11 protein-coding genes are annotated in these 13,420 nt (G+C 35.8%); all 11 read right to left on the bottom strand.

Annotated features, from left to right (window positions below; translation table 11 throughout):
* Positions 1-45: 45 nt before the first annotated feature.
* On the bottom strand, positions 46-1,311 hold the full coding sequence (locus U5R06_02190) for a M48 family metallopeptidase (GenBank protein MDZ7721650.1): 1,266 nt from the start codon (positions 1,309-1,311) through the stop codon (positions 46-48).
* Positions 1,312-2,020: 709 nt separating this feature from the next.
* Positions 2,021-2,332, bottom strand: a complete 312-nt coding sequence (locus U5R06_02185) for a hypothetical protein (GenBank protein MDZ7721649.1) — start codon at positions 2,330-2,332, stop codon at positions 2,021-2,023.
* Positions 2,333-2,357: 25 nt separating this feature from the next.
* On the bottom strand, positions 2,358-2,693 hold the full coding sequence (locus U5R06_02180) for a hypothetical protein (protein MDZ7721648.1): 336 nt from the start codon (positions 2,691-2,693) through the stop codon (positions 2,358-2,360).
* A 531-nt stretch (positions 2,694-3,224) separates the two neighbouring features.
* Positions 3,225-3,953 carry a hypothetical protein gene (locus U5R06_02175; protein MDZ7721647.1) on the bottom strand — a complete coding sequence of 243 codons (729 nt, stop codon included), beginning with the start codon at positions 3,951-3,953 and terminating at the stop codon, positions 3,225-3,227.
* A gap of 44 nt (positions 3,954-3,997) precedes the next feature.
* Entirely contained in the window at positions 3,998-5,692 is a 1,695-nt protein-coding gene (locus U5R06_02170) for a hypothetical protein (GenBank protein ID MDZ7721646.1), read from the bottom strand.
* The gene (locus tag U5R06_02165) at positions 5,682-7,427 is read right to left on the bottom strand and encodes a sigma 54-interacting transcriptional regulator (GenBank protein MDZ7721645.1); all 1,746 of its coding nucleotides are present in this window, start codon (positions 7,425-7,427) and stop codon (positions 5,682-5,684) included. The genes U5R06_02170 and U5R06_02165 overlap by 11 nt, the downstream gene beginning before the upstream one ends.
* Positions 7,428-7,439: 12 nt before the next feature.
* The gene (locus U5R06_02160; GenBank protein MDZ7721644.1) at positions 7,440-7,925 is read right to left on the bottom strand and encodes a hypothetical protein; all 486 of its coding nucleotides are present in this window, start codon (positions 7,923-7,925) and stop codon (positions 7,440-7,442) included.
* Complete coding sequence (locus U5R06_02155) at positions 7,912-8,619, bottom strand: hypothetical protein (protein ID MDZ7721643.1); 708 nt, start codon at positions 8,617-8,619, stop codon at positions 7,912-7,914. Before U5R06_02155 ends, U5R06_02160 begins: the two co-directional genes overlap by 14 nt.
* A 1-nt stretch (position 8,620) precedes the next feature.
* A complete protein-coding gene (locus U5R06_02150) occupies positions 8,621-11,002 on the bottom strand; it encodes a class I SAM-dependent methyltransferase (protein MDZ7721642.1) in 2,382 nt (793 codons plus the stop codon).
* A 19-nt stretch (positions 11,003-11,021) separates the two neighbouring features.
* Entirely contained in the window at positions 11,022-11,885 is an 864-nt protein-coding gene (locus tag U5R06_02145) for a hypothetical protein (GenBank protein MDZ7721641.1), read from the bottom strand.
* A gap of 116 nt (positions 11,886-12,001) precedes the next feature.
* On the bottom strand, positions 12,002-13,405 hold the full coding sequence (locus U5R06_02140; protein MDZ7721640.1) for a sodium:solute symporter family protein: 1,404 nt from the start codon (positions 13,403-13,405) through the stop codon (positions 12,002-12,004).
* Positions 13,406-13,420 lie beyond the last annotated feature (15 nt).

Below are 13,420 nucleotides of genomic sequence, written 5' to 3'. Positions count from 1 at the left end.
ATACCTCCCGCGGTTTGCGTTTCAATTCATTCTATCGATTCTGAATCATTCCTGTCCTGACGCATTGCCATGCAAAAAGAACCTCGGCACAAATTCCCGATGCACCTTTTCCGCGATCATTTGCGCGATTTCTATGCGTGAAAACCCGAACAGCTTTTCTCCGATATCGTACAACACATCAATTTCCTTTTGCAGCAGGTCATGATCTGAAATGGCAATCTCGACCAGGTAATAAAACATGCCGTGCCGTTCACCGGGATTGAGTTTTAATACATTCTGACAGGATTGAGTAAATATGTCCTGCACCTTTTCCGATTCGATAATCGCGCTGAGAAAGCGGCTGGGAAACATGGTAAACGAGGCCAGGGAATGAACAATGCGATCCACTTCGCGTTGATCCAGTTCACCATCCAGTCCGGCAATCAACAATCCGCCCGAAGCCAGATAATGTTTCCGATGCGCGCCGATTTCGGAATCATCCATGACCATGAGCAAGTCAATTAGCTTCTCGATCTCGCCGCTCAGGTCTTCATCCGGCTTCTCAGAGTTATGATCCAGCTCATGATACAATTTCGATTCACTGAACAATTTGAGCGCTTTGATGCGCACGGGATTGATGGGATGAAAGGTATCCTGAATGGATGAAGAATAGGTGTAATTCTGCAATATCTTTTCGGTTTCAGCAAAATAGGATTGCAGGTCAAAGGCGATGCGTGTGGTATCCAGACCCGAGGACAGTTTGAAGAAATTCGACACACAGACCTGCAGATCCGGCGCCGCAATATAGCCATAGCGGTCCGCCGATAACTCGGCCAGTTTTCTCCACAGGTAAATTTTGTTTTTCAATACCAGCGGCATGCGGTTTTCATCGGGAAACACAAACTGAATGATGCGTTCCAGCTCGGCGCTGCGGCTGATCAGATGACCGATTTCATGTCCGATGACAAAACGCAGTTCCTGATCATTAAAGCGTTCGATCAGACCCGAGTTCAAAGAGATCAAATGCCGATGTTCCTCTTCCAGCCGATAAATCGCGGCCGCGTTGATGTCGGGCGCATTGGTGACAAAAAAGTCAATCGGTTCCTCAAACTCCAGCGCATCCCGAACTTCTTTACAGATTTGATAAAGTTTGGGCGCCATTTTATCCGTGATCTTGAAATCCCGGCCTTCAAACACGGCACGAACATAATCTTTTTGATTCTCAACCTTGCCTTCCCCGAGGATCTGTTTGATAATATCCACTTCGAACAGATCGTACAATTCCCGACTGCTCTGCTTTTCACTGGCGATTCGGATGCGGTCGTAGTTCATAGATGACTCCCGGTGGTCTCTCACCCTTGATTCTGGTTTTCAAAACAGGCATCCTTAAAACTCCTCTGCAATGAATGCCCCATCATAAAAACATACAAATTACTAGTCAGTAATGCAAGCATATAATAATACTCATAAAGAAAAATAGACGAACAGTTTTATTATTAAATATCAACACCTGCAAATCACTGGATTCCACAGGCAAAAAACTGTATCCATTCACACAAGTTTTAAGAATGGCTTGAATATGCAAAGTCAGATAAATATCTGCCCGCATTTTAAAAGTGTTCATTTCCCGTTATTTTCTTCCTCCTTTTTCTCCTCAGTCGCCTTTAGTTCAACAAGACAGACTTTATCAAATAACGGGTCTATTATTCCCTCTCCTACCAACTCGCCATTCTTATTCAGGACGTAGTCTGCGTCTCATAATTATTGAAAACATAAATGTCTTTGAAAAAAATCTTTTTATCCTTGATCTTTTTCTCTTTAATTTTTATGCCTTTTTCTATAGCTTGAACAATATATTCTCCCCAGATCACACAACACTTTAGAAAGCGTTTCATCTTCTTTTGTTCTTAATACCAATTTGATGCGCTGGCCGAGCAGCAATTGATGAATTTTTGTGTGCCGTAAATAAAACCTATAAAACAATAACAAGACGAAAAAAGTTATACCGCCAACAATCCATTTCCAATCCATTTTTATTCCCCTATAACGGTTCTGTTATCGGTTTATCTTCAAAAATCAATTCAATGAACATTCCCACAAACAACGCAAAAATCGCCCGGAACAGCAGCATACCGGGAAATACATAGAGAGACCATCCCTTTTTGGAAAAAGGAACTCTCATGGCAATCCTATGGCCTCCCCCGCTTTGAACCCGGAATTCAGTCAAATTGTCAACCAGTTTTCTTCTGTCAAACCGATCGGTTTTGATAATCTTTAATAATAATTCCCTTGGTACAGGGATGCCGTTTTCTATGGCGTCACGATGGAATCGTGCGAGTTTCGTCGCTTTCAATGAATCCGGACATAGTTTACGATATTCAGTATAAAGATCTGTAAAATCGTTTTTTATCTCCCTGACCTCGATCCGTTAAAATATCCGCTGCAACTGAATAAGCCGAATCTGTTTCACAAGGAATAAAACGGGTTTGATAGTCTTTGCTGTTCAGATTTCTTTCCCAGAACGTTTCAATGTACCCTGAATAGGCTATGATATCGCGGCTGATGAAATGAGTAAAAAACAGACCCGTCACCAGGGAATAAAACAATCCGATGCACACCACTCCTATAACCCGGCTCCAAATCCGCCATTTCTTTACATCCGGCGCCAGATTCCTGACTTCCAGGGCCACAAAAATCAAAATGGGAAGCAACATTAAAAAAACCCAGGGCTTTTCCAGGCACCAACATAGAAAGACGTCTTGACGAGTTCTTCTGTGGAAACAAATAGCAACCAAGCCGAGGATATGGCCATGATCAACCGGGGCATAAACAAACCAAAAACAGGCAGCACAAATTTTCGAAAATGAATAACAAAACATAGAGCAAATGGAATGAGAGCAGCCGTGCCGTAAGTAAAATAGGTAAACATTTTTTCGATGAATGTCGACTCTGTATCAGTACAGATATTCAGCAGTACTGCCGGAACGGCGAAAATAAAAACCAAAAAAAGAAAATAAAAAGTATATTTCTGACGTTCCTTGTATGATAAAACGCATTGCAAAGAGTTCCAAATGGAATAACGGCGCAAAAACCATTTGGCCGATTCCCTCAGTATCCGGCGATTTTTTTCATCATAATTCGGCCCTTTGCTCCGCGTTCTTTGAAGCTGTTCACGCCATTGAAAGCGGTTGAATTTATCCGTTTTATGACCAAAGAGTACAGACCGATATTCTGTCTCAACTTGCTCATGAACAGCTTGTGTCGTTCCTGAAATGATCACTCGCTTCTTTCTGCCTGAGAATGTTCAGCCACTGAATTTCACTGTCGGCGAGTTTGCTGGCTGGAATGACCCGTGAATCACGGTCGCGCTTACCCTCACGGTAGCTCTCCCGATCATAATAGTATTGTGCCTTGGCTGCAATTGCGGAAAAATAATAATTTTCCTTGAGGTGAATTTCTATCTCCTCATAGCTTGGAGCATTTTGAAATACCGGGGAATGCTCAAAATCAAAGATAAAATCCAGAAGGAGTTTACAAAATGAAATATTGTCTTCTATTCCAGAGATGACACTCGCTGTATTAAGGGGTTGCTTTAGTTTACATTTAGAGAATTTATCCGCTGAAAATGCATGTAAATTCCAATAGGCCAGTTCATTGTATTGATATTTAATTTGATAACAATCCCCTAATTTATAAGATTGATTATAAATACTTTTTAAAACACTTGTAAGATTATCTTTAATGGCCAAATTGGATGATAACGGCAAATGTAAAAGACAAATATGTACATGATTATCAGTGCCGGGATCTATACCATGATAATAAAAATCAATTGCCCTGGGTTTGATTACGACATAAACAGGCAAATCCGGACAGGTTTGGTCATTTTTATCACATGGACAGTTTCTGGACGAAGGATCAGCAGTCTTTTTCGTCACCGGCAGATACCGAAATATGGCCTGGCCTTCATGCAAAGTGGAATCCGGATCGAGAATAAAAAATTTACCTGATGTCATATTCAAATATCATAATTATGATGTAATTGATTGATGTATTTCTCAATATTTTTAATCAGGAGAGAAATCTTTTTTATATCAAAACCCATTTCATAAACTCTATTTTTTATATATCGGCATTCTTCCCACATTTCAGACCATTCGAGTCCGGATCCATAAGAGACCAGGTAAAGCAAATGCTGCAAATGATCGAGGTGTTGGGCCTGATATTTTGATGGGGAATTCTTGAGAAACGATTTTGCAAAAAGACTTCCGTCTTTCTCGTTCTGTTTCAGGCCATCAATCTTGGCCTGCAGCCGCACGACTTCTCTCAGACAGGATTTTGATATATCTTTTAGCTTGTTCGACTCGTCAATTTCCGCAAAGTCATCCGGAATAATGGATTCAAATCGTTTATAATATTTATTCACATCTTCAACTTGTTGATCTAAAAATTTTGCCAGCTTGTATCGAAAAAGACACGGCATGGTTACGGGGTCAGCTCCTGAATCCAAAAAATATACGCTGTTTACAATATCTGTCTTTCCGGATTCCATTTCTGCCAGCATCGCAAAAGACCAGGATGAAATGGGAAATATCCAGAATCGATTATCCAGTTTATGATAAGACTGGGTTCCTACTATCAATTTCCAGATTAATTGACTTCCCAATTCATCCTCATTTGCGTCCTTGTGAAGCAAATAATCGAGCAGAATAATATCATAAAAATCTTCATTTTGTCTTTTCAAATCTTTATTCGCAGTGCTCAGGTTTGCTGCAAATGCGATTTCAAACTCTGCTCGTTTCTCTTTATATATCTTATTCAGTGCTGCATCTACATAATACCCTTTAGAAAATTTAACAACCTTTTTCTTGTTTACTCCATTTTGCTTATTGAAATTGCCGTTTCCGCCTTTATCTATTCTACGCAATTCATTCTGACCAAAATCATCGACCACAAGGAAACGACGTTGATGATAAATTTTGGAACCAAATTCTTTAATAAACTTGTCATTATACTTTGTTTCGCTATGCCACCCCCCCAATTTTTTCCCGAGCGATTCTCCATGGCCGCCTCGATTTCCGGGATCGATATCTTCAATCCGTTGGGCTTCAAGCATGCGGATATGGTAATCCAGGACTTCGAGTGCAACCGTACGCTCGTATAGTTTTTCGTCAATCCATGTCTTATAATCGCATAATCTGTTGTAAAACCGGACAAGAAAAAGGGGGTCTTGAAGCCAGATGCAGCGATTCCAAATGGAACAGTCAAGGAAAAGCGCGCCTTTTCTTTCCTGTTCTGCTTCTGTAATCCTTTGATTGGTCAAATAGAGAATTGGATGGCATGAATTTTTATAGGCTATATGAATGTTCTTTTTTTTATTTTTGCCAATTTCTTTTCTGTATCGTTTAAAAGAATATCGATAAAAGAGAGGATTGTTTATATCAGTAGTTAACTGCTTTAAAGTTTCTTTTTTATTTCTATTACTATCTTTAAAATTAATGTATGGGATATGCTGTATGATTATTTGAGTAGGTTTTAATTGATTTTTTTCATGAAACACCTTAATCAAGGTATCTCTATCATTACTATTTTTATTTAGTTTATGAACATCAAGATCTTTTATATCAAATAACCCAATAATTATTTCTAAAAAAGAACAAAACAAATCATCTTCCGATGCTATCCATATATCAATTTTTTCACTACTCGCCATTGAATTTCTCGATTATTTTTTTAATAATTTCTTGTTCAGAAGCTGGATATTGCAAGAATTTTCTTAATACATTTTTTCGTTTTGTATCAAGTTTTAAATATTTTGTCAAAAACTGATGGGCTGCGCTGCTGTCCATAATATCTTCTGAACAGCCAGAGAGAAAACGTGCTGTATTGGTGGCGTCGTTGTTCAATAACAATGACCAATTGAGTATATAGGCAAGCAGATCCGTAAAAACCCCGTTGAACTTTTTACGATACAGTTTCCGTTCCCGTTGTGTCATATCTTCAGGATTTTTCAGTAATACAGCTGTAAATTCCTCCCATAGTTGTTCATGACTCAATACATCCACTGATGGTCTATTGTTATGGATATCCTTTTCAAAAAAATGCACATCGCTCTGTGTAATATCCTGTCCCGGATTATCCTTGATCGCAGCGAATATCACATTTCTTAATTCCCGTATATTGCCTTCTGTCCAGTCATGATCTCTGATTTTACGGATGGCTTGGTTATAAAACGTGCCGTGCCAATCTGGAAACATACTGCGGCTCAGATGATGTACCAGGTCAGGGATATCCTCTTTATGCTCACGCAGCGGCGGTATATCAATGACGTTGGCACTGATACGGTTTAAAAAATCCTGCTTGAGTACGCCTGTTTCCTTTAGATAATACGGATCCCGATTGGTGGCCAGGATCGTCATGACATCAATATCTATGGATTGCATCCCGTCCGGAGCATGCCCCAAACGCCGGACTTTTTGCGATTCAATCGGCTCCATCAATTTATTCTGGACACTCGGATCCAGACAGGCCACTTCATCAATAAAAACAGTGCCGCCATTACAGCGCTCCCACATTCCCGCCTTTTCTTGTTTGGCATCTGTAAAAGCGCCCTTCCAGTGCCCGAACAAGGTGTCTTCCTGTAAATTAGCAGGACAGTTGGATGCATTGAAAATTTCAAACGGCGCTTGTTTTCGCTCAGATATCGTGTGAATATATTGAGCCAGGAGATTTTTGCCTGTTCCTGTTTCCCCATATAAAAGCATGGTCTTTCCTGCTGAAGCCGCACGCCTGGCCTGTCGCAGCATTTTCAAGACAGACAGAGACTTGCCGATAATCGTGCCCGATTCATCCTCAAGCAGACCGTGATGATACAAGACGTCTTGCAATCTTTTTCGCGCTTCATCAGGCGGAGTTCCGGCTCCGGGAATCCGTTGAATGAAATCAAGCGCGCCCGCCTTTCGGATCAGGGGGTTATTTTCTTCTTTCGGCGTGCTGGAGAGAATGACTATGGGTAAATCCTCTCCAAACTCTTTTTTCAAACGAGGAAGAATAACATCCCTGCCGAACATGGTGCGTTCCTGGGGATCACCGAAATGATTTAATTCTCCCTGAACAAATGCCAGATCAAGTAAAATAAGAGACCAACGATTTCCTTTTTTAAATGGCCATCCATTACTAATAAATTCAAGCACCTGACCCAAGTCATTTTCAATCTTTGATTCCGTATTATTCCATTTTTGCCCGGGACAGAAAATTGTTTCCGCAATCCCTAAATTTCGTTCTATTGCATTTGAATCTCCTGTTATATCAATCAGGCCGTAATTATAACAAAGATTTTTCCTGTCAGCTTTATAGGATTTAAAAATCCGTGGATCAACATATTCTTTAAATTGTTTGCCGAGACCACATCGGCCAAACTGATCGTCTATGATTAATATTTTGGGCAAAGTATTCATTATCTAATTTGTTGATTTTTTTACATGAGGAAGTTTTGATATCTCTGTACTAAGAGAATCTATTGTTTTTTGAACTTGAAGTAACATTTCATCAGTTCTTTTTGAATTTTCGGTATTTATAAATTCTTTGATGCTTAAAATTGCTTCTGTTAATAATTTATCCAACTTTTTGACACTTTCATCCAATTTTGTGGTACGCATATATATCTCATAAATGATTTCTTTATAAAAGTATTTTTCTTCTTGATTGAGACCGTTGAAAAGGCAAGAGTCAACAATATCCGTTGGAGGCAGGTATTCTATAGCATTTTTAATAAACTTTCGGTATTCATCTTCAAGTGAAAGCCAGGATTCCAAGCGATCAATTTCATCATATTTTTTTTGATACAAGAGACTTTGAACTTCATTTCTAAGCTGGTTACCTAATATATCATGATTTAGATAAGCACGTTTATTTTCCCATTCAAGGTTCTTTTTACTTTTCAACATGTTTTTCAATTATTGACGACCATTCTTGAACAAATTCGTTAATAGGATTGGGTAAATTATCAAGATCAATATTTTCTTCATCTAGGTTATTCAAAGCATCAAAAAGTTCTTCTTTATCTGCATTTTTGAATATTTTTTCCCAACTCTGGCTTTTTAATAATCCTTTTATCTCTAATTTTTTACTTTTTAATTTTAGGTAAATATTTTCATGATTTACAACAGGCACATGTGATAAAATAACCAGTTTTGATAAAATATCTACTAGATATTCCTCTGAAAATTTTCCCATTGTAAAATATTTTTCTGGATCAATAAATTTTTCTTTGCATTTCTCGATAAATTTTTGCAGATTTTTTTTTATTCCATCATCTTCTCTTGGAAAAATGATAGGTAAATAAAAAACATCATCTTTTTGATGATTAATTAAATCTTCTTTAATTCTACCATTTGGTTCCTCTATCGCTTTTTTGAACCTTTCTTGAAAAGTATCAGGGGAGTCACCAGAGTAAAATATCAAATGGCATGGAGAGCTAACAATTAAATTCATAAATATTTTATTTATCACTACAAAATCATTCCAATGGAGAAACAAAATATCATTTCGATCAATATTAGCTTTGGGCATCAATTCAATAACATCCAAACACTTAAATATTTCTTTTCTTTCAGTAGAATCATAGTAGTACATTTTCATTTTAATATTCCTGTTCTTTTCTATATGCTAATATAAAATAATCACTCATTTTTCCATCATCATTTATTTCAAATTTTATAGTTAATTCCTGGAAAGCTTGATCTTTATAATTAGAGTCCAAAATTTTTAAACACTTTTTGACGTTATTGTAATCCTGCCCCCGTCCCATTGCAGTATTATTAAATATTTTAACTAATTTAATTTTTAAAAAATATTCATCTTTGTTTTTCCCTAAAGTGATATTTTTTATACTATCGTTTTTAAAACCATTTTCAAGTAAATCTATTATTTTATCGGTCTTGTCATTAGCTAATTGAATAAAGGGATCCTTAAGTTTACATCCACCTGTCCACCAACTCTCATCTTTACGTGTTACATCTGGGAAATAATCATATTTAATTGATGTTTGTTTGTCCATCAATTTAATCTCAAGTACACCTTTTAATCTAAGCAATCTAAACCGAAAATCATTCCCCTTATTTTCTTGGCACTTGCAAAAAACACTTTTTAATAACTGAAAACACTCTTGACATTCTTTATTTGTCGAAAGGCTAGTGTTTTTGTTATTGATTATAAAATTTACTTTATTTTTTAACCACTTAAAGACATTTGTATTGACAATAGTATTAAGTAAAACATTTGATTCCAAATTACCAGCATTTGCTAAAATATCACAATGCGCCTTACAACACTCATCATGATTCCCCCCCGAAAAAAAATCCAACCTTTTAAAAAACTCACTAACAATATCATATTCATCCATTTTTCCCCTCTCCAGCCAAGATTCGACCAACTGGATAAATTCGTCATTTTCTGCATTTATTCTTTTGACTTTCTTGATCTCCACAGTTGGTAATGTAATGATCCATGATTTCCAAGGTTTTTCTCTGGCATATGCAAAATGCCGTTTAAAATCACTTATTGCATCATCTCGATTTTTTGTTCCCTCAGCATTAGCAAGTGCATTTATACTACTAAGCACAAAATTACCAACTATTTCATTATCTCTAAATAATTTGCCAATCTCAATATTTATTAAATTGTATACATCATTAAAAAATGCATAAAATACTGCTTCAGAAAGAAACTCTTTATTTAGTACATTATCAACTTGTAAAACAAGACCAAAAAGTGGTAATTGACCGAAATAAAAAGGAATAATAAAAAATGGAATTTCCTTATCAAGCTTATTTCCCTTTGAGCATTTTTTAAAAAATGGTTTTTCTATATTATCTCCAAAACATTTATCGACTTTATTTATTAGTTTTTCTTTCCATTCCGTGAGTGGTATTATATTTGATACGCTTACTTTATCAAGAAAAGTCATGAATAATCCATGCGCAGTTGGATATTTTTCCTGAGTATTATAAATAGAATCAACAAGCATCTGTTCATTAGGGATATCATCTTTACTTGCATCAATTGAAAAATATTTTGCAAATGTCAACCTTTTATCAAAAGGTAGAATTACTGCTTCACATTTCATCTTTGTTACTTCAAACAAAGCCTTGATATAGTCTTTTTCCATAATTTTTGAAATAATTTGCCCATAAATAAATTCATAATATTTATCATTTATAATTCTTCCAATATCTGATTCATAACAAAACAGAAATCCTTTCATAGGACCATATCCAAGATAATATATTTCATCGGTCACGATTGACAAATAATCTTTTTTTGAAATAACTTCTTTGTAATATTCAGGTTTTTTAAAATTTTGTTGAGTTTCAATAATTCTTGTTTCAGAACCTCCCTTATTTATCAATATGCCTCGATTGATAATACCTGTATTTTTCATTTCAGTGAACAAAGCTGTTATTTCTTCATTTTCAAAATTTTTAGGTTCGATTTTTATTTTTTCATCATTGTTGAGCTGATCAATTATTTCCCCGAAATTATGATAAAAATCAATATATACATATTTGGGTTTAAATTTATCAACATACTCTGCCAACCACTTTTCCTCAAAATGTGGTATTGAATGCCCCATACTAATCAATAAAGACGTTCCAATTATTGCACTAGAAAACTCAGGATTACTAAATATACCTTCAGCGGCCAAATTCAAAAATAATATTTTACCATTTGAATTAATACTTTTAATTTTCTTTTTTGCACTGTCAATCGCCTCTTGAGATGGATCGATACCAATATAGTTTTTCTGTTGGTGCTTTTCAAAGAGGTAAATTAGCAACTCGCCCTTACCACAACCCACATCCACAATTGTGTCAATTGATTCAAAAATTAAATTTTTTTGAAAAACTTTCTCGTATATTTCTTTAATACCCGACATTTGTTTATCATGAAAACCAGGAAAATAACCAGATTCATTTCGATATAACTTGTCATAAGCCTTTATGTTGTATTCTAATCTTTCCATTTCTTATCTTTTATTTTTTTTAAATGTTAATTTTATATAATTGCACCAAAGCATTTTTCAGCAAATCGGCTCTATCTTCTACTTGGATAGAATTGCACCCAATGTTTATTATTTTAACCGTATCTTTTGTGCAAAATATTTTACCAAATAAAATTGTCCCAGCATGAACAAATTCTTTACATGCCTTTGGATAAATATTAATTATTGTATCACACCCTGTCATCTTTTTTATTTGATACAACAATTCTGCAACCTCTTGCCTGCAATTTTCACGTTTGTTTGAACAATATATTTCTTCTCGTTGACCAATTGAATTAATAATATTACATGTTAGACCGGAATTATTTTTTACTATATTTGCACTTTCAGGCAATTGTTTATTTTTTACTAATTTTTTGATATGACGACCATATTCATTTCTCAAAGTCTGTTCGCTGAAAAAATCACCGGTCTCTAAATCATTATTATCCATTACTGGTTTTAGCAAGTTTAAAGATTGCTTGCTCTCCAGGTAATCATTATAAGAGTTCGGTAAGCTGGAAAATTTATCATAGAATCGCATACGATCAATATTTTTAGGTATATATTGCCAATCATTAGCCAATACTAGAACATGTTTATTCTGGGCATTTATTTTTTCAATTAAATCTAAACCAAATTTCCACGATAATAAAGGGAAATAACCAATTTCTTCTTTTACAATTTCATATCGTGGATTTTTTAATTCTTCTGCAATACCAGGTAATAGCAGATCTTCTGTATGATCATAATAGACAAGAAAATGTCCGGCTTGAATAGCAATTGATTGGCAGCTTGCTAAATTAGATTTGATGATGTCCAGAATATTTTTCTCATCATTTGCGAAATAGCTTTCTGTATGCAATAACTAACTCCTGTAATTTTCTTGATATATATCTTTAACAAATTTCATTACATTATAAAGTACGAAAATGCCGCATAATATTGAGATCAATGGGAAAATTATACTAAAAATAAAAATCATTTTGCACCTCCAGATAATGTTGTTTTTCTTGAACCAAGCATGTATCCTATAAAATAAGTCATACCGCCAATTAATAGTCCTGCTATTATCGCCGGAATGCCTTCAGGCTCGTTCCATACCGTTTGCCAGAGTATCGAAGTAATACCACCACCGAGCATTGATAACCAACCCGCAAGATGAACAGTCCGTTTTAAAAACAGTCCGAGTATTAAGGGTAATAAAAGTGCCGGTGCCCAAATAGAATAACAAATTAAAAGACCGTCTATAATTGACGGTGCATAGCGAGCCACAACGGTTGCAATGACAACTATTAATACGGTACCTGCTCGTCCTAAAAATAGTGAACTTTTCTCACTAGGCTGTTTCCTAAAGCCAATAATATCTCTTACAATAGATACCGAACCGGCATTAATTACAGAGTCCTGACTAGACATGACAATAGCAATCAAAGAAGCAAGTAGTAAGCCAAATGCTCCTGGTGGCATCAATATGCTACCTATAACCAGAAATACATCATCAGGTTTTGTCCCTTCAGGAACAAAACTATGCCCTATTATTCCTAATGTAATAACAATTGCTAACCAGATTACACCAAAAGCACCTGCAAAAGAAAATCCTTTTTTTGAATCAATCGTTGATTTTGAAGCGAGTGCACGATTTGCATAAGGGGGGATAAGTGTTTCACCCAGAAGAAAGGATATTACAATGGCAATAATTTGGAGAATAGTGAAACTCTTAAAACTATTAGCTGTTAATTCTTTAGCATTTGTCATCACAACATCAGCTGATTCCGGCATTTTTATGAAGGCAAGAATCAACATGACAGGTATGATTATACTGAATAATCCAAACTGCAAAGCATCCGTAGCAATAGATGCACGAATTCCTCCGGTCATCGTATATAAACCTGTCATAAAAGTTATTATAACGATACATAACATTAAATCCCAACCAGTAATAGCCTGTAACATCGAACCACCAATTTTAGCCATAATACCACTAAATCCAATACATAATCCTACAGATACTATTCCAGCTAATAAATGTGCAAATTTGCCATAACATTTTTCCATTACATCACCAAGCGTATAGCAATCCCTGAACTTTTCAGTGAGTCTTGGTGCTATAAAAAGTCCAACGATTATGGTTTGCAACACATATGCAAATGTAAAAAAATAGAAAGCATAACCTGCACTATACCCTTTACTTGTCATACCAACAGCGAATCCTGGGCCAACATAGGTAGCCGCTATACTGGCAAATATCATTGCAGCCGGTACAGAATGCTTAGCTATAGAAAATTCAGAAAAAGATTTCGTTCGTCTTGTAAAGTAGGCGAAAATTCCTAGAACTGAAAAATATAAAATTATACCAATAATATCAATAGTACCAAGAGTCATTTTACACACCTTTTG

The sequence above is a fragment of the candidate division KSB1 bacterium genome, from assembly GCA_034521575.1.
In the GTDB taxonomy this organism is placed as follows: Bacteria; Zhuqueibacterota; Zhuqueibacteria; order Residuimicrobiales; family Krinioviventaceae; genus JAXHMJ01.
Note: the sequence above shows the minus strand (reverse complement) of the source record. Positions and strands in the feature narration are given on the sequence as shown.

What these genes read in the sequence shown, in the direction of transcription:
- U5R06_02155 (MDZ7721643.1), bottom strand. Translation starts at nt 8,619, where the DNA reads ATGAAAATGTACTACTATGATTCTACTGAAAGAAAAGAAATATTTAAG.
- U5R06_02170 (MDZ7721646.1), bottom strand. Translation starts at nt 5,692, where the DNA reads ATGGCGAGTAGTGAAAAAATTGATATATGGATAGCATCGGAAGATGAT.
- U5R06_02180 (MDZ7721648.1), bottom strand. Translation starts at nt 2,693, where the DNA reads ATGTTGCTTCCCATTTTGATTTTTGTGGCCCTGGAAGTCAGGAATCTG.
- U5R06_02140 (MDZ7721640.1), bottom strand. Translation starts at nt 13,405, where the DNA reads ATGACTCTTGGTACTATTGATATTATTGGTATAATTTTATATTTTTCA.
- U5R06_02190 (MDZ7721650.1), bottom strand. Translation starts at nt 1,311, where the DNA reads ATGAACTACGACCGCATCCGAATCGCCAGTGAAAAGCAGAGCAGTCGG.
- U5R06_02160 (MDZ7721644.1), bottom strand. Translation starts at nt 7,925, where the DNA reads ATGTTGAAAAGTAAAAAGAACCTTGAATGGGAAAATAAACGTGCTTAT.
- U5R06_02150 (MDZ7721642.1), bottom strand. Translation starts at nt 11,002, where the DNA reads ATGGAAAGATTAGAATACAACATAAAGGCTTATGACAAGTTATATCGA.